Origin of the sequence: Microbacterium sp. CFBP9023 (assembly GCF_034045055.1) — a bacterium.
Lineage (GTDB): Bacteria > Actinomycetota > Actinomycetes > Actinomycetales > Microbacteriaceae > Microbacterium.
This window is the reverse complement of sequence record NZ_JAXCWI010000001.1, coordinates 123,070-141,959: the sequence shown is the minus strand read 5'-3', so window position 1 is coordinate 141,959 and position 18,890 is coordinate 123,070. Positions and strand designations below refer to the sequence as shown.

Annotated in this window: 17 protein-coding genes; 8 read left to right on the top strand and 9 right to left on the bottom strand. The window is 67.6% G+C overall.

Annotated elements, in window-relative coordinates; genetic code table 11:
- Window positions 1–67 precede the first annotated feature (67 nt).
- On the top strand, window positions 68–3,751 hold the full coding sequence (locus tag SOM10_RS00630; protein WP_072591063.1) for a multifunctional oxoglutarate decarboxylase/oxoglutarate dehydrogenase thiamine pyrophosphate-binding subunit/dihydrolipoyllysine-residue succinyltransferase subunit: 3,684 nt from the start codon (window positions 68–70) through the stop codon (window positions 3,749–3,751).
- A 62-nt stretch (window positions 3,752–3,813) separates the two neighbouring features.
- Here the strand turns inward: SOM10_RS00630 and SOM10_RS00625 are convergent, their stop codons facing one another.
- The 3 genes from SOM10_RS00625 to SOM10_RS00615 all read right to left on the bottom strand — a co-directional run bounded on the left by SOM10_RS00625 (window position 3,814) and on the right by SOM10_RS00615 (window position 6,093).
- Window positions 3,814–5,118 (bottom strand): GNAT family N-acetyltransferase, encoded by a 1,305-nt coding sequence (locus SOM10_RS00625; RefSeq protein WP_320487968.1) that lies wholly within the window; start codon window positions 5,116–5,118, stop codon window positions 3,814–3,816.
- Window positions 5,119–5,182: 64 nt separating this feature from the next.
- Window positions 5,183–5,428, bottom strand: coding sequence for a zf-HC2 domain-containing protein (locus SOM10_RS00620; protein ID WP_053095677.1), 246 nt, complete (start codon window positions 5,426–5,428; stop codon window positions 5,183–5,185).
- Window positions 5,425–6,093: a sigma-70 family RNA polymerase sigma factor gene (locus tag SOM10_RS00615; protein WP_053095676.1), complete on the bottom strand. Its 669-nt coding sequence runs from the start codon at window positions 6,091–6,093 to the stop codon at window positions 5,425–5,427. The genes SOM10_RS00620 and SOM10_RS00615 overlap by 4 nt, the downstream gene beginning before the upstream one ends.
- Window positions 6,094–6,162: 69 nt before the next feature.
- On the opposite strand from SOM10_RS00615, the gene aroA reads away from it, so the two are divergent.
- Genes aroA through bcp form a run of 3 tightly spaced genes read left to right on the top strand, consistent with a single transcriptional unit; the run spans window position 6,163 to window position 9,038 of the window.
- A complete protein-coding gene (aroA, locus tag SOM10_RS00610; protein WP_320487967.1) occupies window positions 6,163–7,488 on the top strand; it encodes a 3-phosphoshikimate 1-carboxyvinyltransferase in 1,326 nt (441 codons plus the stop codon).
- Entirely contained in the window at window positions 7,485–8,555 is a 1,071-nt protein-coding gene (rsgA, locus tag SOM10_RS00605; RefSeq protein ID WP_053099066.1) for a ribosome small subunit-dependent GTPase A, read from the top strand. Before aroA ends, rsgA begins: the two co-directional genes overlap by 4 nt.
- Before the next feature lie 9 nt (window positions 8,556–8,564).
- Entirely contained in the window at window positions 8,565–9,038 is a 474-nt protein-coding gene (bcp, locus tag SOM10_RS00600) for a thioredoxin-dependent thiol peroxidase (protein ID WP_320487966.1), read from the top strand.
- A gap of 3 nt (window positions 9,039–9,041) precedes the next feature.
- On the opposite strand, the gene SOM10_RS00595 is transcribed toward bcp, so the two are convergent.
- On the bottom strand, window positions 9,042–9,425 hold the full coding sequence (locus SOM10_RS00595) for a hypothetical protein (protein ID WP_053095673.1): 384 nt from the start codon (window positions 9,423–9,425) through the stop codon (window positions 9,042–9,044).
- Between the two features lie 235 nt (window positions 9,426–9,660).
- On the opposite strand from SOM10_RS00595, the gene SOM10_RS00590 reads away from it, so the two are divergent.
- Window positions 9,661–9,909, top strand: coding sequence for a WhiB family transcriptional regulator (locus SOM10_RS00590; RefSeq protein ID WP_028503730.1), 249 nt, complete (start codon window positions 9,661–9,663; stop codon window positions 9,907–9,909).
- Window positions 9,910–9,980: 71 nt separating this feature from the next.
- On the opposite strand, the gene SOM10_RS00585 is transcribed toward SOM10_RS00590, so the two are convergent.
- Window positions 9,981–11,465: a sensor histidine kinase gene (locus SOM10_RS00585; protein ID WP_053095672.1), complete on the bottom strand. Its 1,485-nt coding sequence runs from the start codon at window positions 11,463–11,465 to the stop codon at window positions 9,981–9,983.
- Between the two features lie 24 nt (window positions 11,466–11,489).
- A complete protein-coding gene (locus SOM10_RS00580) occupies window positions 11,490–11,876 on the bottom strand; it encodes an Rv3235 family protein (RefSeq protein ID WP_171821901.1) in 387 nt (128 codons plus the stop codon).
- Window positions 11,877–12,003: 127 nt separating this feature from the next.
- Between SOM10_RS00580 and SOM10_RS00575 the strand changes: the two genes are divergently transcribed.
- Window positions 12,004–12,615, top strand: coding sequence for a hypothetical protein (locus SOM10_RS00575; protein ID WP_320487965.1), 612 nt, complete (start codon window positions 12,004–12,006; stop codon window positions 12,613–12,615).
- Here SOM10_RS00575 and SOM10_RS00570 read toward each other — a convergent pair.
- Complete coding sequence (locus SOM10_RS00570; protein WP_056278255.1) at window positions 12,603–12,881, bottom strand: helix-turn-helix domain-containing protein; 279 nt, start codon at window positions 12,879–12,881, stop codon at window positions 12,603–12,605. The two genes, SOM10_RS00575 and SOM10_RS00570, sit on opposite strands and share 13 nt — an antisense overlap.
- 97 nt (window positions 12,882–12,978) lie before the next feature.
- Between SOM10_RS00570 and SOM10_RS00565 the strand changes: the two genes are divergently transcribed.
- Both SOM10_RS00565 and SOM10_RS00560 read left to right on the top strand, forming a co-directional pair.
- On the top strand, window positions 12,979–13,599 hold the full coding sequence (locus SOM10_RS00565) for a hypothetical protein (RefSeq protein ID WP_056278253.1): 621 nt from the start codon (window positions 12,979–12,981) through the stop codon (window positions 13,597–13,599).
- Window positions 13,596–14,837: an AAA family ATPase gene (locus tag SOM10_RS00560; protein ID WP_320487964.1), complete on the top strand. Its 1,242-nt coding sequence runs from the start codon at window positions 13,596–13,598 to the stop codon at window positions 14,835–14,837. Before SOM10_RS00565 ends, SOM10_RS00560 begins: the two co-directional genes overlap by 4 nt.
- Here the strand turns inward: SOM10_RS00560 and SOM10_RS00555 are convergent.
- A complete protein-coding gene (locus tag SOM10_RS00555) occupies window positions 14,761–15,987 on the bottom strand; it encodes a pyridoxal phosphate-dependent aminotransferase (protein ID WP_053095668.1) in 1,227 nt (408 codons plus the stop codon). The two genes, SOM10_RS00560 and SOM10_RS00555, sit on opposite strands and share 77 nt — an antisense overlap.
- A gap of 67 nt (window positions 15,988–16,054) precedes the next feature.
- The gene (gene secA, locus SOM10_RS00550; RefSeq protein WP_320487963.1) at window positions 16,055–18,862 is read right to left on the bottom strand and encodes a preprotein translocase subunit SecA; all 2,808 of its coding nucleotides are present in this window, start codon (window positions 18,860–18,862) and stop codon (window positions 16,055–16,057) included.
- Window positions 18,863–18,890: the final 28 nt, after the last annotated feature.

The window sequence follows — 18,890 nt, the reverse complement described above, 5'->3', positions numbered from 1 at the left end:
GGCCCGGACGCATCACGCGTCCTGGTGTGCATATATGGACTTCAGCGATGAAAGAGGGCGATCGAGCGTGTCGAACCAGGTGACCGGCGTCGGGGGCGACGGGGGGTTCGGAGCCAATTCCTGGCTCGTGGAAGAGCTCTACGAGCAGTACAAGGTGAACCGCGACTCCGTCGACAAGGAGTGGTGGCCGATCCTCGAGAAGTACCAGTCGGATGCCGCGACCGGCAGCGCGGTCCCCGCAGCCGCCACGGAGCAGCCCGCTCACCCCGTGACCGCGCCCATCCCGGTCATCGGCGCACAGCCCGTCGCACGGACCACGACCAAGCCCGCCGCTGCAGCCCCGATCCCCGCGCAGGCTCCGAAGCCCGCAGCCAAGGCTGAGGCGCCCGAGTCAGCCGAGCCCGTCGAAGAGGACAAGGTCACGCCCCTCCGCGGTCTGCCCAAGACCCTCGCCGCGAACATGGACGAGTCGCTGACGGTTCCGACCGCGACGAGCGTGCGCACGGTGCCCGCGAAGCTGATGATCGACAACCGGATCGTCATCAACAACCACATGGCGCGCACGCGCGGCGGCAAGATCAGCTTCACCCACCTCATCGGCTGGGCGCTGATCCGCACGCTCGACGAGTTCCGCAGCCAGAACGTCTTCTACGCCGAGATCGACGGCAAGCCCTCGGTCGTGGCTCCGGCTCACGTGAACCTCGGCATCGCGATCGATCTGCCCAAGCCCGACGGCACGCGCGCTCTGATGGTCCCCAGCATCAAGCGCGCCGACACGCTGACCTTCAGCGAGTACCTCGTCGCCTACGAAGACCTCGTGACGCGCGCCCGCAACAACAAGCTGACGGCGGCCGACTTCCAGGGCACCACGGTCTCACTCACCAACCCCGGCGGCATCGGCACCGTGCACTCCGTGCCTCGTCTGATGAAGGGGCAGGGCTGCATCATCGGCGCCGGTGCCCTCGAGTACCCGGCCGAGTTCCAGGGAGCGAGCGAGAAGACGCTCAACGAGCTGGCGATCGGCAAGACGATCACGTTGACGAGCACCTATGACCACCGCGTCATCCAGGGCGCCGGCTCCGGCGAGTTCCTGAAGAAGGTCCACGAGCTCCTGATCGGACAGCGCGGCTTCTACGACGACATCTTCGCTGCTCTGCGCATCCCGTACTCCCCCATCCGCTGGAACCCCGACATCGCGGTGGATCTCGCCGAGCGGGTCGACAAGCAGTCCCGCGTGCAGGAGCTCATCAACTCGTTCCGCGTGCGCGGTCACCTGATGGCCGACATCGATCCGCTCGAGTACGTCCAGCGCTCGCACCCCGACCTCGAGATCGAGAGCCACGGGCTCACCTTCTGGGATCTCGACCGCGAGTTCGTGACGGGCGGGTTCGGTGGCCGTCGGGTCGCCAAGCTGCGCGACATCCTCGGCGTCCTTCGCGACTCGTACTGCCGCACGCTCGGCATCGAGTACATGCACATCCAGGACCCCGAGCAGCGCCGCTGGTTCCAGGAGAAGGTCGAGGTCAAGTACCAGAAGCCCGGCCACGACGAGCAGCTGCGGGTTCTCCGCAAGCTCAACGAGGCCGAGGCGTTCGAGACCTTCCTGCAGACCAAGTTCGTCGGCCAGAAGCGGTTCTCGCTCGAGGGCGGCGAGTCCCTCGTCCCGCTGCTCGACGAGATCCTGCAGGGTGCGGCCACATCCGGACTCGAGGGCGCCGCGATCGGCATGGCGCACCGCGGCCGTCTGAACGTGCTGACGAACATCGCGGGCAAGACCTACGGCCACGTGTTCCAGGAGTTCGAGGGCACGCAGACCCCCGGCAACCAGCGCGGCTCGGGCGATGTGAAGTACCACCTGGGCACCGAGGGAACGTTCGTCGCCGATGACGGCTCCGAGCTCCCGGTGTATCTGGCCGCGAACCCGTCTCACCTCGAGACGGTCGACGGAGTCCTCGAGGGCATCGTGCGCGCCAAGCAGGACCGCAAGCCGATCGGCACGTTCGCCTGGCTGCCGATCCTCGTGCACGGCGACGCGGCGTTCGCCGGTCAGGGCGTGGTGGTCGAGACGCTGCAGATGTCTCAGCTGCGCGGGTATCGCACCGGCGGCACGATCCACGTGGTGGTCAACAACCAGGTCGGCTTCACGACCCTCCCGAACGACTCGCGTTCCTCGGTGTACTCGACCGATGTCGCGAAGACCATCCAGGCACCCGTGTTCCACGTGAACGGCGACGACCCCGAGGCTGTGATCCACGTCGCGCAGCTCGCGTTCGAATACCGCGAGCGGTTCCACCGCGACGTCGTCATCGACCTCGTCTGCTACCGCCGCCGTGGTCACAACGAGGGAGACGACCCCTCGATGACGCAGCCGCTGATGACCGACCTGATCCAGGCGAAGCGATCGGTGCGCAAGCTGTACACGGAGTCGCTCGTCGGTCGTGGCGACATCACCGAAGAGGAGTACGACGAGGCCAAGGCCGACTTCCAGAACCGTCTGGAGATCGCGTTCGCCGAGACGCACGCCGCCGAGACCGGTGCCAACCCGGTCGCCCAGGATCTGCCGCCGGTCGACGAGCAGGTCGGCGCTCCGGAGATCACCGGAGTCTCGAACGAGGTCATCCAGCTCATCGGCGACGCGTTCGTGAACAAGCCCGAGGGCTTCACCGTGCACCCCAAGCTGCAGCAGCAGCTCGAGAAGCGTCTCGACATGAGCCGCAACGGCAACATCGACTGGGGCTTCGGCGAGCTTCTCGCCTTCGGTTCGCTCCTCGTCGAGGGAACGCCCGTGCGGCTCGCCGGGCAGGACTCGCGCCGCGGCACGTTCGTGCAGCGTCACGCGACTCTGCACGACCGCGCGAACGGCCAGGAGTGGCTGCCGCTGTCGAACCTCTCCGAGTCCCAGGGCCGCTTCTTCGTCTACGACTCGCTCCTCAGCGAGTATGCGGCGCTCGGCTTCGAGTACGGCTACTCCGTCGAGGCTCCCGAGGCCCTCGTGCTGTGGGAGGCCCAGTTCGGCGACTTCGTCAACGGCGCTCAGTCGGTCATCGACGAGTACATCTCGGCTGCGGAGCAGAAGTGGGGACAGCAGTCCAGCGTCACGCTGCTCCTCCCCCACGGCTACGAGGGTCAGGGGCCGGACCACTCCTCCTCGCGCATCGAGCGGTTCCTGCAGATGTGCGCGCAGGACAACATGATCGTCGCGCGCCCCTCGACGCCCGCGTCGTACTTCCACCTGCTGCGCCGCCAGGCCTACGCGCGTCCGCGCAAGCCGCTCATCGTCTTCACCCCGAAGGCCATGCTGCGTCTGCGTGGGGCGACGAGCCCGGTCGAGGCCTTCACGCAGGGCCGTTTCGAGCCGGTTCTCGACGACAACCGGGGCCTCGATCGCAATGCCGTGAAGCGCGTCCTCGTGCACTCCGGCAAGGTGCACTGGGATCTCAAGGCCGAACTCGAGAAGAACCCGAACCCCGAGATCGCGCTGGTCAGGCTCGAGCAGCTCTACCCGACCCCGATCGACGGACTGAAGGCCATCACCGATTCGTACCCGAACGCCGAGCTGGTGTGGGTGCAGGAGGAGCCGGAGAACCAGGGAGCCTGGCCGTTCCTGGCACTCGCCTTCGCCGATGTCCCGGGTGACCGCAGCTTCCGTCCGGTATCGCGTCCGGCTTCGGCATCGCCCGCGACGGGCTCGTCGAAGGTGCACGCGGCCGAGCAGGCGAAGCTGCTGCGGGATGCCCTCACGCTCGGCTGATACCCGGCAGACATGAAGGGGGCGCCTCGACTTCGGTCGAGGCGCCCCTTTCGTCTGAGAGTTCAGTACCAGATGTCGAGTGCCGGCGCGGGGAATGCCACGAACGCGCGGTCCAGCTCTTCGACGACGGCGGCGTCGGCATCGATCCGTCCGGCGACGTGCAGAGACGAGGCCCGCACACCCCCGGCATAGAGGATGGAGAGCGCGGACACATCGAGCTCCGCATCCACGGCCGCGGCATCGTCCACGGCCTCGACGGATGCCTCCCCCGTCTCGTCGACGCGCAGACGCCAGTCACCCGACGCGAAGCCGAGCGGATCGCGAACGCGCAGAATCACATTGATGGGCGCCGAGTACCGTCGCGCAGGGAGAGCCGCGGGGACGTCGAGCAGGCGCAGCCAGCCATGGTCGTGCACCGTCTGGGTGACACCACGCGGGTCGCGAACCAGCCACGGAAGCGCGTCGTCGAGCGGACGCAGATCGGCGGTGACCTCGTCGACGAGATCGTGCTGCAGCGCGAACCCCCACAGGGCGGCAGTCGCTTCGGGAGTCTCCGCGACCAGCAGGCGCACGGCGAGGGCGAATCGGAACGATCCGGTGCGCTCGCTGAGGGTGAAGGCCATCGCCCCGCGCACCTCGCCGTCCGCATCGACGAAGCGGATGCCGCGCACCTGATCGCGGTCGGTGTCACTCGGTGACAGGCCGGCGATGCCGGTCCAGCGGGAGTGCCACCCGGGGATCTGACCGCCACGATGACCGCGGACCCGATCATGCACCGCTCCGAGTTCCGCGGCGAGCGACTCGCGGTCGAGGTATTCGACGCGGCCGTCCGAAGACGGACCTGCCCAGCCGGCGCGACGGGTATCGACCGTGACGCGCGACATATGCACAGCCGACCCGAAGCCGTACCTGCCGTAGATGGTCGCCTCCGAGACCGTCAGCCCCGCGATCGGCACTCCTGCCGTCGCCGCTGCCCTGAGCTCGCCCTCGAGGAGCGCTCGCGCGATGCCGCGACGTCGGTGCGTGGCCGACACCGTGACTCCGCTGATCGCCCACATCGGGATCTCGCCCCCACCGGGCAGCGTCAGCGGCGTGACCCAGGAGTCGATCGTGGCGACCGGAGGTGCGTCCGTCGCCGCTGCGTCGTGGACGCCGATGTTGCGTCGCGACTCGAAGGCCGCTCGGCCGAAGGCGAGCGCCTCCGGTGCGGGCTCCGCGCCGAGGAAACCTCGGGTCATCGCCCTCTGGAAGCTCTCGGACTGTGCGTCGTCAGCGGTGTCGACGACCCGGTAGACCAGCGATTCCGCCGCCAGTCGCTCGGTGGAGGTCGGATCGGCCGGGATGTCGCGTGAATCGATGAGCGTCATGCTTCCAGCCTATGGGCGGATGCCGACATCACGATCTCAGGGGTCGACGGCTGCTCGCCCGCGGTCAGTGCTGAGCGGACTGCACCTCGCGCAGTCGCGCGAACACCTGGTCGCGCAGCTCCTCCGGAGCCGTCTCCTTGCAGGCGCGCGCCACGACCTCGGTGAGGGTCGTCGCCACGAGTGCCTCGTCCCGACAGGACGGGCAGTTCTCGAGATGCTCGCGGATCTCCGTGTGCTCGGTGTTGCAGACCTCGTTGCGGAGGTACTCCTCGAGATCCTTGCGGGCCTTGTCGCAGCCGCAGTCGGTCATTTCTTGCTCCTCGGGTCGGCCGCGGAGATTCCCCGCTCCACGGCGTAGTCAGCCAGCAGCTCCCGCAGCATCCGCCTGCCTCTATGCAGGCGACTCATCACGGTGCCGATGGGCGTCTTCATGATGTCCGCGATCTCCTGGTAGGCGAAGCCCTCGACGTCCGCGAGGTACACCGCCAGCCGGAAGTCCTCGGGTACGGCCTGCAACGCGTCCTTGACGACCGATGCGGGCATGTGGTCGATGGCTTCCGCCTCGGCCGAACGGCTGTGCGACGCGGTGGTCGTGGTCGACTCCGCACCGCCCATCTGCCAGTCCTCGAGCTCGTCGATCGTGCCCTGGAAAGGCTCCCGCTGCTTCTTGCGGTAGATGTTGATGTAGGTGTTCGTGAGGATCCGATAGAGCCACGCCTTGAGGTTCGTGCCCTGCGAGAACGTCGCCCAGGATCCGTACGCCTTGACGAAGGTCTCCTGCACGAGGTCAGCAGCATCAGCCGGGTTGCGCGTCATGCGCATCGCCGCGGCGTAGAGCTGATCCATGAACGGGATCGCCTGTTCCTCGAATTCGCGCCGAGGGTCGCTGACCGTCTCTGCGGTTGCCGTGTCATCCATCACCGGCCAGTCTAGGCGGGCGAGGTCCACCGACTCGCGTTCCAGCGTTGCGAGCATGCTCTCTCCTTGTCGTCGAGCGCCCGGATTCCGTCATGCGAGCACTCGCGTTTACTAAGGTGGGAACCGATGAGCGCCAACAGGTATTCCCCCTCCCCTGTCCAGGGCGTCTACGTCGCGCCGACCAGCGCGAACGCCGTCCACGCGACCGTGACGATCCCGGGCTCGAAATCGCTCACGAATCGCGAGCTCATCATCGCCGCGATCGCTGACGGACCGGGCCGGCTCATCGCTCCGCTGCACTCCGACGACTCCCGTCGGATGATCGACGCGCTGCGGGCGTTGGGTGTGGGCATCGAGGAGGTCGACGGCAACGGAGACTTCGGCCCCGATCTGGCGATCACTCCCGCCAAACTCGTCGGCGGCACCACGATCGACTGCGGCCAGGCCGGCACGGTCATGCGCTTCATCGCGCCGCTCGCGGGCCTCGCGCAGCACGACGTGCACCTCACCGCTCACGAGACCGCGCTCCACAGGCCGATGGGCGGCCTCATCAGCGCACTGCGCGACCTGGGAGTCGACATCGACGACGAGGGAACGTGGGCGCTGCCGTTCACGGTCCGCGGGCACGGCCGCATCCGCGGTGGACGGGTCGAGATCGATGCCTCGGCATCCAGCCAGTTCGTCTCGGGACTGCTGCTCGCGGCGCCGCGGTTCGACGTGGGTCTGCACCTGGTGCACACCGGCGATCATCTGCCGAGCCTGCCCCACATCGACATGACGATCGAGGCGCTGAGTCGTCGTGGCATTCGCATCGAGCGGCCCGCCACCGGAGAGTGGCTCGTCGAAGCCGGGGTGCCCCGCGCCAAGGAGATCGCCATCGAGCCCGATCTCTCGAACGCCGCGCCGTTCCTCGCCGCGGCCCTGGTCACGGGCGGGGCGGTGTCGGTTCCCGGCTGGCCGGTGCACTCCACCCAGCCCGGCGCACTGCTTCCCGAGATCCTGCAGGCGATGGGCGCGCACGTCGGCCGGCACAGCGGGACGCTGACGGTCAGGGCCGGCTCCGAGATCCGCGGACTCGACATGGACCTGTCCGCAGCGAGCGAGCTGACTCCCACCCTCGTCGGGCTCGCGGCGTTCGCGTCCGGCCCGACGACGATCCGCGGAATCGGTCACATCCGACTCCACGAGACCGATCGCATCGCGGCCCTCGTGGGCAACATCCGCGCGCTGGGAGGCGAGGCGGAGGAGCTCTCCGACGGTCTGCGCATCATCCCGCGGGATCTGCACGGCGGCGGCTGGGCGGCGCACCACGACCACCGCATGGCGACGACGGGCGCCCTCATCGGCCTGCGCGTTCCGGGAGTCGAGATCGACGACATCGGAACGACATCGAAGACCCTCCCTGAATTCACCCTCCTGTGGGAGCGCATGCTGCGGGGCGCGTCCGCGTGAGCTGGCTCGACGACTCCGACGACCTCGAGGACGACTTCGAGGACTTCGATGAGAGCAGCATCCGCGCGCGTCCGAACCCGAAGGCGAATCGCCCCCGCACGAAGCGGCGGCCCGCCCATGACGATGCGCAGATCGGACGCGTCCTCGGTGTCGACCGCGGCCGCTACTCCGTGCTGCTCGATGAGGACACGCCCGACGAGCGGATGATCACCGCGGCACGGGCACGAGAACTCCGCAGGAACCCGATCGTGACGGGCGACCAGGCGAAGGTCGTCGGTGACATCTCCGGCGAGGACGGCACGCTGGGGCGCATCATCGGCATCGCCGATCGCACCTCTCTGCTCAGGCGCAGCGCCGACGACACCGACCAGGTCGAGCGCGTCATCGTCGCGAACGCCGATCAGATGCTGGTCGTCGTCGCCGCGGCCGACCCCGAGCCGCGAGCCCGACTGGTCGACCGCTATCTCGTCGCCGCTCTGGACGCCGGCATCCGCCCGCTCCTCGTCGTGACCAAGACCGACCTGGCCGATCCCAGCGCCTTCCTGTCGCACTTCGACGGCCTCGACCTGCGCGTCTTCACGAGTGCGCAGGACGAGATGCCCGTCGATGAGATCGGCGCGGCACTGGTCGGTCACTCGACGGTCTTCGTCGGCCACTCCGGCGTGGGCAAGTCGACGCTCGTGAACGCCCTGGTGCCCAGCGCGCTCCGCGCTACAGGGCACGTCAACCAGGTCACCGGCCGTGGCAGGCACACCTCCTCGTCCACCGTCTCTCTGCGGTACGTCGGCCCCGAAGGTCGCGGCTGGGTGATCGACACCCCGGGGGTCCGGTCCTTCGGACTCGGGCACGTCAACCCCGCGAACATCCTCGCCGCATTCACCGAACTCGCCGAGATCGCCGAGAACTGTCCGCGCGGATGCACGCACCTCGCCGATGCCCCGGATTGCGCTCTCATCGAAGCCGCGGAGAGCGGCGAGCTCAGCGAGACGGGACGAGCGCGTCTGGACTCCCTCCAGCGGCTCCTGCAGACCTTCGCCGACAAGGCGGAGCAGACGCCCGGCCGCTAGGCTGGAGGGGTGACTGTGCGCCTGGAACCCGGAACCGCTGCCCCCGACTTCGCTCTCCTCGACCAAGACGGACAGACCGTCACCCTCGACGATCTGCGCGGCCGCAACACGGTGCTGTACTTCTATCCCGCGGCCATGACCCCGGGCTGCACGACGCAGGCCTGCGACTTCCGCGACAGCATCTCGTCGCTCGAGGGCGCCGGATACCGGGTGATCGGGGTCTCGCGCGACGAGCCCGCAAAGCTCGCCGAGTTCCGCGAGCGCGACGGCCTCACCTTCACCCTTCTCAGCGACCCCGACCACGCGGTGCACTCCGCGTACGGCGTATGGGGTGAGAAGATGAACTACGGCAAGGTCGTGGAGGGCGTCATCCGATCGACCTTCGTGCTCAATGAGCAAGGCACGATCGCACTCGCCCAGTACAACGTCAAGGCCACCGGACACGTCGCGCGCCTGCGCAAGCTCCTCGGCGTCGACGCCTGACGGTCACTCAGCCGGGCGCTCGTTCTCGGCTCGCGTGCTGGCGATCAGCAGCGCGAAGCACAGCAGTGCTGGCAGACCCACTCCGACGGTGAACGCCCACGCGACGGGCTGCAGCGTCAGCGAGGCGAGCGCGAGCGCGATGGCGAGCACCTGGAAGACGACGCCACCCGATCGCGCCCATGACCGCCCCGTCCTCGTCCCGATCGCGAACGCGATGAGCGCGGCGGCGCCGAGGAGAGTGAGCACGATGAGAGCGAGCGCTGTCGGCAGTGAGGCTGCGTCCCCTGCACCGAGGCCCACGAGCTCGATGAGAGCGAAGACGATCAAGGCGGCGCCCTCCGCCGCGAGAACCGCGGATGCCGCCAGAGCGAGGCCGGGTGAGCGCACAGTTGTCTCCTGAGAATCGGATGAGAACGGCGGAAACCCTTGATTTCGCCGGTTTCATGTAACAGAATAGACAGCGTCATGTGCTCCCACAGCGGCGTGGGGCGGGCTTCGAGCTCGCATCACAGAAAGCGGGCATCCGTCCGTATCTCATACAGGGTAGCTGAACCCGATCTGCACCCGAAATCCGAGTCGTCGCAGTGCGTCGATTTCTGAAAAACCACACCGAGGAGCCCCCATGGACTGGCGCGATAAGGCCGCCTGCTTGACTGTCGACCCCGAACTGTTCTTCCCTGTCGGGAACACGGGTCCGGCCGTCGACCAGATCGAGAAGGCGAAGACCGTCTGCGCCACCTGCACGGTGACCGAGATCTGCCTGCAGTACGCCCTCGAGTCCAGCCAGGACTCGGGCGTGTGGGGCGGCCTCTCCGAGGACGAGCGCCGCGCGCTCAAGCGCCGCGCCGCCCGCGCCCGCCGCGCCTCCTGAACATCGAGAAGCGGCCCGAGACGATGTCTCGGGCCGCTTCTGCGTATCTGCTCACCGCCGCAGCGGACTCGTCACGCGGTGAGCCAGCGGAGCGGGATGTCGATGACGACCTCGGTGCCCTCTCCCTCGCTCCCCCGCCACTCGATCGATCCGCTGAGTTCCCCCTGGATCAGGGTGCGGATGATCTGCGTTCCCAGTCCCTGACCGATGCGCCCCTCCGGCAGGCCCTTGCCGGTGTCGTGCACCGTGACGCGCAGATTCTCCTCGGTGCGCGCGGCGTCGATCGTGACCATGCCCTCCTGCCCTGCGAGGCCGTGCTCCACCGCGTTCGTGACGACCTCGGTGAGCGCGAGAGCCAACGGCGTCGCATACTCGCTCGGCAGGACCCCGAAGCGCCCGGTCGACCGAGTGCGCGCACGGGTGTTCGGCGCGGATGCGACCTCGGCGACGAGCTTCAGAACCCGGTGGAACACCTCGTCGAAGTCGACCTTTTGAGTCAGCCCCTGAGCGAGGGTGTCGTGAACCACCGCGATGGAGTCCACACGTCTCATCGCCTGGGTCAGCGCATCGCGCGCCTCGTCCGAGTGCGTACGACGCGCCTGGATGCGCAACAGCGATGCGACCGTCTGCAGGTTGTTCTTGACACGGTGATGGATCTCCCGGATCGTCGCGTCCTTGGTGATGAGCTCCTGCTCCTGATGACGCAGCTCCGACACGTCCCGGCACAGCACGATGGCACCGATGCGCGTCCCGTGATCCTTGAGGGGAATCGCCCGCAGCGAGACAGTGACGCCGCGTGCTTCGATGTCGGTGCGCCAGGGGGCCCGCCCGGTCACGACGACGGGCAGCGACTCGTCGACCTGTCGCGACGGCGGCACGAGCCTCGTGGTGACCTCGGCGAGAGACTCGCCCTCCAGTTCGTCATCGAAACCCATGCGATTGAACGCCGAGAGCGCGTTCGGACTGGCGAACGTCGTGATGCCGTCGACGTCGATCCGGATCAAGCCGTCTGACGCTCGGGGAGCTCCGCGGCGCGGGGAGGTCGGAGCCGCCGGATCGGGAAAGCTGCCGTCGGCGATCATCCGGAAGATGTCGTTCGCGCACTCGTCGAACGTGATCTGCTGTCGCGACGGCGTCCGGGCCTCGCCGAGGTTCGTGTGCCGGGTGACGACGCCGATGACGGTCCCCTGGTGCTCACTGCCGCGGCGCTCGTTGACGATCGGCACCGCCCTCACGCGCGTCGGGGTCTCCTCGAACCAATCCGGTGAGGACGAGTCCACGATCTCCGCCGAATCGAACGCCCCCTGTACCTGCGTGCGCCACTGCGGCCGCACCCGCTCGCCCACGATGTCGCGGTAGAACAGGGTGGCCGCTCCGCTCGGACGGGCGTGGGCTACGGCGACGAACGATCCGTCGTCGGTCTCGATCCAGACGACGATGTCCGCCGACGCGAGGTCCGCGAGAAGCTGACCGTCGCCGGCGAGTCGATGCAGCCACTCGACATCGTTCTCGGCAAGACGGCCCTGGGCATTGGCGAGGTCGCTGAGCGTTGACACCCCACCAGCCTAGAGCGCGTCCGCTCAGAGAACGGCCAGCGACGTCGCCCGCCAGCGTCGGTCGAGACCTTCGAGGCGAATCGCCACCGCCCGGGTGCGACCGGGACCCGCGACCACGACGACGGCCTCCACCTTGCCGTCCACCGGTTCCGTCACGCGGATCGACAGGATCTCGAAAGTCGGGCGCGCAGGCGAGACCCCCCTCGCGCTGCGCGCCCTCGCCGACAGATTCGCCCGCGTCACCAAACTCCGGTACGCGTCTTCATTGAACCAGCGGGCGAGCTGATCGACTTCTCTGACTCCCGCGAGCACCTCGAGCACGCCCTGGGTCAGGCTCCGCAGCAGCGGACTCGGATCCGGCAGCTCGGCGCGGGGCGTCGGCTGTGGTGCGAAGTACTCGTGAAGCATCATCTGAGGCACTCTCCATCGGGAAGACTGCGCCAAGTAGAGCATGCGTCGACTGGCCGATCCGGTCGCGTTCGTGATGTATGTGGATAACTCGTACATGCGCTCCCGGACTTCACTTACGGTGGTCCGCGTGCACTGGGATCGACTGTTCGAAGACCTCGAAGGCCAGCTGGCCTCCGAGTGGGAGAGCGAGCGCGCGGCGCTCGACGCCGAGTCGGAGCGCCTGCGCATCTCGAGGCTCGAGCTGCGCAGCCGGCTCAGAGTGCTCTGCGCATCGACCGCTCCCGCCACCCTGGATCTGCCGGGTGGAGCTCGCGTTCGGGCACGACTGAACGCGCTGGGCTCCGATTGGATCGCTGCGACGATCGCGCAGGCCGAGGAATCACGGACGACGCGGTCGACCGTGATCGTCCCCCTCCACGCGCTCCGCGGACTCACCGTCGATCACGGCCTGCTGCTGTCGAGCCTGGACGAAGAGGACGAGCCCGCCCCCGTGCTCCGCGAGCGCATGTCGCTCGGGTTCGTCCTCCGTGACCTCGCCCGGCGGCGGGTTCCGGTCAGAATCGTCAGCGTCGATGCATCCGACCTCCACGGGACGATCGACCGAGCGGGTGCGGACCATCTGGATCTCGCCCTGCACGACCCGGGCGAGGCGAGGACCGCCTCGGCGGTGCATGCGTTCCAGATCATCCCGTTCGCAGCCGTCACGTCGGTGCAGACCGCGGGAGATCAGATGCCGTGACGGCGGGATGTGCCCCAGACCTCTGGGAAACTCGCCTCATTGGCCTCGCGCCACAGTGCCATCCGTCTGGCCTCTTCGGACTGCTCGGCGAGATACTCCGAAAGGCTCGACTCTTCGACGCGCCACCGGGCGGGTGCACCGAGCTTGGACCCGCGCAGACGTCCCGCGTAGACGAGTTCGATGACCTCGTCGACCCCGATGCTCAGCAGTTCCGCCACCTGCGCCGGCGCCAGGAAGCGCTGCGTGGCCGGAGAGGAATGGGGCATGCTCCCATTCTCCCCCCGCCGTGCCGATACGCCAGGGTCGATCCGATGCTGTGGATAAGTCTCGAGCAGCCGCGGCGATTTCTGTGACCATGTCGCCATGAGCAAGTTCTCCCGTTCACGGCGTGCCGTCTGGGGTGATGCCCGCTTCCTGATCGGCATCGCCGTGGTCGCGCTGTCTGTCGCCGGCGTGTGGGCCGTCGTCTCCTCCTCCGGCGCCACGACACCGGTACTCCAGGCGACGCGAACGATACCGCTCGGCGAAGCGCTCGTCTCCGGTGACTTCCAGGTGGTGGACGTGGGACTCGGCGCCGTCTCGGATCGCTACCTCGCGCCCCAAGACCTTCGGCCCGGTCAGATCGCGTCCCGGACGGTCGTCGACGGCGAGCTGATGCCGACTTCTGCCGCCGAGGACGCGGATGCGAACAGAACCACCACGATCGTCGTCGAGAGCAGCACCGGCATCCCGGCCGATGTGGGCGCCGGGAGCATCATCGAACTCTGGCATTCTCCTCCGGTGGACGATGGCGCCCTCCCGGGGACGCCGCGCATCCTCGTCGCCGATGCGATCGTCACATCGGTGACGAAGACCGAAGGAATGCTCGCCGCCGACGGCACCACGGCTGAGATCGTGATCGACCGAGCGGATGTCGCCGATGTGCTGTCCGCGATCACCGGCGGCTCTGTCCTGTCCGTCGTGCCGATCGGCTCGACCTCGTGACGTCGGTCGTGATCGCCCTACCCGTTTTCCGTGCACGCACCCTGGCCGACGAACTCGAGCTCGAAGGCATCAGCGTGGTTTCCGTCGTCGCGCCGAGCAGGATCCTGCCCCTGCCCGACGGCGTCGATGCCGTCATCGTTCCCGCCAGCCGCGCGGTGCTGACGCCCGCGCTGGTCGCCGACTGCGACAGGGCAGGAGTGCGGATCCTGCCGCTCGGCGACGGCGACAGCAGACTGCTCGGGCGCTACGGCCTCGCGGCCGCACTCCCGACAGAAGCGCGCGGCTGGGAGATCGCTGCAGCGCTCACCGCCGACCTTGCGGGCTCCGTCGAGCGAATCGCGCAATCTCCGCGTCGTGTCACGGTGGTCTGGGGTCCGTCCGGTGCGCCGGGACGATCGACCGTCGCGATCCAGCTCGCCGTCGAGCTGTCCAGGGCAGGACGCCGCACTGCCCTGGTGGATGCCGACACCGTCGCTCCCTCCCTCGCGCTGCTCCTGGGACTCAGCGATGATGCGCCCGGGATCGCCGCCGCGTGCCGTCGGGCAGAACTCGGCGCACTCGACTCGGCAGAACTCACACGGCTGGCGACCGTCCTCGACACGAGCGCAGGAGAGATCGAGGTCCTCGGGGGCATCAATCGCCCTGGGCGCTGGCCGGAACTCGGCGCACGTCGATTGGAGGCGACGCTGCGCGCATGCCGCAGCTGGGCAGAGGAGACCGTCGTCGACGTCGCGAGCGCCTTCGACGCCGACGATGAGGCGACGTACGACCTCGCTGGCCCGCGTCGCCACGCAGCCACAGTTGCCGCGCTGCAGGAGGCAGACGTGATCATCGCCATCGCGGCGGCCGACCCGCTCGGCATGAGCAGGTTCATCAGGGAGCATGCCGAGCTACGACGGCTCACGACCCCGACGCCCATCAGAGTGGTGGTGAACCGCGTGCGCCCCGGCCCCCTGGGCATGGATGCGCGAGGTCAGATCCGGCGCACGCTCGAGAGGTTCGCCGGCGTCACGGACGTCGCGTTCCTCCCTTTCGATCAGCGGGCCGCCGACGCCGCCCTCCTGCACGCCCGACCGATGGCGGACCTCACTCCGCGCTCGTCCCTCGTCGCCGGCGTGCGCCTCGTCGTGGAGACTCTCGTCTCCACATCAGCAGAGCCGCCTACTGGCGGTAGCTCGAGAGGAAGTTCCCGAGGCGCTCGACGGCTTCTGCGAGCACGCGGGGCTCGGGGAGCGTGACGAGTCGGAGGTGGTCGGGGGTCGGCCAGTTGAAGCCGGTCCCCTGCACGAGGAGGATGTGTTCGGAGACCAGCAGGTCGTAGACCAGCTTCGCGTCGTCCCTGATCTCGTGGACGTTCGGGTCCAGACGAGGGAAGGCGTACAACGCGCCGACCGGCTTGACGCACGAGACACCGGGGATCGATTCGAGTCCCTTCCAGGCGATGTCACGCTGCTCATGCAGGCGCCCGGTCGGCGCGATCAGCGAGTCGATGGACTGCACTCCCCCGAGAGCCGCCTGAACCGCGTACTGGGCGGGGACGTTCGGGCAGAGACGCGTCGAGGCGAGCAGGTTGATCCCCTCGAGGAACCCCTTCGCGTGGTCCTGCGGCCCGGTGATCACGAGCCACCCGGACCGGAAGCCGGCGACCCGGTAGGTCTTCGAGAGCCCGTTGAACGTCAGACACAGCAGGTCCGGCGCCAGGGTCGCCGTCGGGATGTGCACCGCATCATCGAACAGGATGCGATCGTAGATCTCGTCGGAAAGCAGCAGCAGCTGGTTCTCACGGGCGATCTGCACCATGCCCTCGAGAACTTCGCGTGAGTAGACCACGCCGGTCGGGTTGTTGGGGTTGATGATGACGAGAGCTTTGGTGCGCGGAGTGATCTTGGATCGGATGTCCTCGAGGTCGGGCTGCCATCCGTTGTCCTCATCGCACAGGTAATGGACCGGGGTGCCGTCGGCGAGACTCGTCATGGCGGTCCACAGCGGGTAGTCGGGTGCCGGGATGAGCACCTCATCGCCCTCGTCGAGAAGAGCCTGCATCGTCATCGTGATGAGCTCGGAGACGCCGTTGCCGAGGAAGACATCCTCGGGATCGAACCGCGGGAACCCGGGGATCTCCTCGTACCGGCTGACGACTGCTCGCCGTGCCGAGATGATCCCCTTGCTGTCGCTGTACCCGTGAGCGGTCGGAAGCGCCGCCAGCATGTCGTGCACGATCTGGTGGGGTGCCTCGAAGCCGAAGATGGCGGGGTTGCCCGTGTTGAGCTTGAGGATCCGATGTCCCTCGGCCTCGAGCCGCGCCGCCTCGACGAGCGTGTTTCCACGGATCTCGTACAGGACGTTCTTGAGCTTCGACGACTGGTCGAAGTGGCGCGTTGGTGTCATTGAGCAAGCCTACAATGACGCGACGAGGGGCCGATCCCCACGGACCGGCCCCTCGTCCTGCGCTCTGCTACTTCTTCTTCTTGCCCTGCGCCCGCCGCTGCTCGCGGTTGCCCGCGGGAGCTGCCGAGCCCTCGGTGCGCTGCCCGAACGCGCCGCGCGGAGCCTCAGCCGACTCGGCCTCCTCGGCGGGCACCTGACGCGCGGCCGCTGCCTGACGAAGCTTCTCGGTCGCGGCCTGCTGAACCTGACCGCGGTCGTTGCGGACCTCGACCTCGCCGGCGTCGTTCGCGGCGGAGTACTCGAGCCGCTGGTCTCCACCGTCTTCGGCGAGGCCCTTCGCCTCGACCTCGGCCGTCTGCGAATCGCCCGCCCGACGCACCTCGACCTCGAGATTGTAGAGGTAGCCGACCGACTCCTCCTTGATCTGCCCCATCATCGACTGGAACATCGCGTAGCCCTCGCGCTGGTACTCGATGAGCGGGTCGCGTTGCGCCATCGCACGGAGACCGATGCCGTCCTTGAGGTAGTCCATCTCGTAGAGGTGGTCGCGCCAGCGGCGATCGAGCACCTGCAGCACCACGCGTCGTTCGAGCTCACGCGTCGCCGCTTCTCCGAGCGACTCCTCACGAGTCTCGTATGCGATCTTCGCGTCCGACAGCAGCTCGCGGGTCAGACCCTCTGCGGTGATGCCACCCTTGCGGCCGGCAGCCTCGGACACGACCTCGTCGATGGTCACGCTCACCGGGTACAGCGTCTTGAGCTCGGTCCAGAGTGCGTCGAAGTCCCAGCTCTCGTTGTGACCCTCGCCGGTGTGATCGCGCACGACTCCACTGATCGCGTCCTCGATGAAGTGCTGGACGCGGTCGGCGATGTCATCGCCCTGCAGGATGTGGCGGCGGTCGGCGTAGATCGCCTCGCGCTGACGGTTCAGGACGTCGTCGTACTTGAGGACGTTCTTGCGCATCTCGGCGTTGCGCGACTCGACCTGCGACTGAGCGCTGCGGATCGCCCGCGACACCAGGCCCGACTCGATCGGGACGTCGTCGGGGAAGTTGGTGCGCGCGAGGATCGCCTCGGCGGCGCCCGACTGGAACAGGCGCATGAGATCGTCGGTGAGGCTCAGATAGAAACGGCTCTCGCCGGGGTCGCCCTGACGGCCCGAGCGACCGCGCAGCTGGTTGTCGATGCGGCGCGACTCGTGGCGCTCCGTTCCCAGGACATAGAGTCCACCGGCCTCGATGACCTTCTCGGCCTCTTCGGACACGATGGACTTCATCGCCTCGTACGTCTCGTCCCACGCGATCTCGTACTCCTCGGGCGTCTCGACGGGGTCGAGTCCCTTGCCCTTGAGCTCCTGCACGGCGAGGAACTCGGCGTTGCCGCCGAGCATGATGTCGGTTCCACGACCGGCCATGTTGGTGGCGACGGTCACGGCGCCGAGGCGCCCTGCGCGAGCGACGATCTCGGCCTCGCGCGCGTGGTTCTTCGCGTTGAGGACCTCGTGCTTGACGCCCTTCTTCGCGAGGAGCCGCGACAGGTACTCGCTCTTCTCAACGCTCACGGTGCCCACGAGCACCGGCTGCCCCTGCGCGTGACGCTCGGCGATGTCCTCGACCACCTGCGTGAACTTGGCGGTCTCGTTCTTGTAGACGAGGTCGGACTGGTCCTTGCGGATCATCGGACGGTTCGTCGGGATCGGGATGACACCGAGCTTGTAGGTCGACATGAACTCGGCCGCCTCGGTCTCGGCGGTACCGGTCATGCCGGCGAGCTTGTCGTACAGGCGGAAGTAGTTCTGAAGCGTGACCGTGGCGAGAGTCTGGTTCTCGGCCTTGACCGGCACGGCCTCCTTCGCCTCGATGGCCTGGTGGATGCCCTCGTTGTAGCGACGTCCGACCAGGATGCGACCGGTGTGCTCGTCGACGATCATGACCTCGTCGTTCATGACGACGTAGTCTGTGTCCTTCTTGAACAGGGCGAGGGCCTTGATCGAGTTGTTGAGGAACGAGATCAGCGGCGTGTTCGCGGACTCGTACAGGTTGTCGATGCCGAGGTAGTCCTCGACCTTCTCGATGCCGGGTTCGAGAACGCCGACGGTGCGCTTCTTCTCGTCGACCTCGTAGTCGACGCCCGCCTCGAGGGTGCGCGCGATCTTCGCGAACTCCGCGAACCAGCGGTTCGCCTCACCGGAAGACGGTCCTGAGATGATCAGCGGCGTGCGCGCCTCATCGATCAGGATGGAGTCGACCTCGTCGACGATCGCGAAGTAGTGCTCGCGCTGGACGAGGTCTTCCTTGCGCCACGCCATGTTGTCGCGGAGGTAGTCGAAGCCGAACTCGTTGTTCGTGCCGTAGGTGATGTCGGACGCATACTGCTCGCGGCGCACAGCCGGGGTCTGGCCCGAGACGATGATTCCCGTCGACATGCCGAGGGCCCGGTACACGCGCCCCATGAGCTCTGCCTGATAGCTCGCGAGGAAGTCGTTGACCGTGATCACGTGGACGCCCTCCCCCGCGATCGCATTGAGGTACGCCGGGAAGGTGGCGACCAGGGTCTTGCCCTCACCGGTCTTCATCTCTGCGATGTTGCCGAGGTGGAGAGCAGCACCACCCATGATCTGCACGTCGTACGCGCGCATACCGAGGGTGCGCTTCGCCGCTTCGCGCACGGCGGCGAACGCCTCGGGCATGAGCTGATCGAGCGACTCGCCCTTCGCGAACCGCTCACGCAGCTCGGTGGTCTCGTTGCGAAGTTCGTCGTCCGTGAGCTTGGAGATGTCCTCTTCCAGCGCGTTCACGGCCTTGACCACCTGGTTCAGGCGTCGGATGACCCGCCCTTCTCCAGCGCGCAGCAGCTTCTCAAGAGGATTGGCCACAGATGTCATCTCCCTGTCGATGGTTCCG

Excerpts from the sequence above, each read along its gene's own strand:
- SOM10_RS00625 (WP_320487968.1), bottom strand. The coding sequence starts at position 5,118 with ATGACGCTCATCGATTCACGCGACATCCCGGCCGATCCGACCTCCACC.
- SOM10_RS00620 (WP_053095677.1), bottom strand. The coding sequence starts at position 5,428 with ATGACCGACTGCGGCTGCGACAAGGCCCGCAAGGATCTCGAGGAGTAC.
- SOM10_RS00615 (WP_053095676.1), bottom strand. The coding sequence starts at position 6,093 with ATGCTCGCAACGCTGGAACGCGAGTCGGTGGACCTCGCCCGCCTAGAC.
- aroA (WP_320487967.1), top strand. The coding sequence starts at position 6,163 with ATGAGCGCCAACAGGTATTCCCCCTCCCCTGTCCAGGGCGTCTACGTC.
- SOM10_RS00590 (WP_028503730.1), top strand. The coding sequence starts at position 9,661 with ATGGACTGGCGCGATAAGGCCGCCTGCTTGACTGTCGACCCCGAACTG.
- SOM10_RS00580 (WP_171821901.1), bottom strand. The coding sequence starts at position 11,876 with ATGATGCTTCACGAGTACTTCGCACCACAGCCGACGCCCCGCGCCGAG.
- SOM10_RS00570 (WP_056278255.1), bottom strand. The coding sequence starts at position 12,881 with ATGCCCCATTCCTCTCCGGCCACGCAGCGCTTCCTGGCGCCGGCGCAG.
- SOM10_RS00565 (WP_056278253.1), top strand. The coding sequence starts at position 12,979 with ATGAGCAAGTTCTCCCGTTCACGGCGTGCCGTCTGGGGTGATGCCCGC.
- SOM10_RS00555 (WP_053095668.1), bottom strand. The coding sequence starts at position 15,987 with ATGACACCAACGCGCCACTTCGACCAGTCGTCGAAGCTCAAGAACGTC.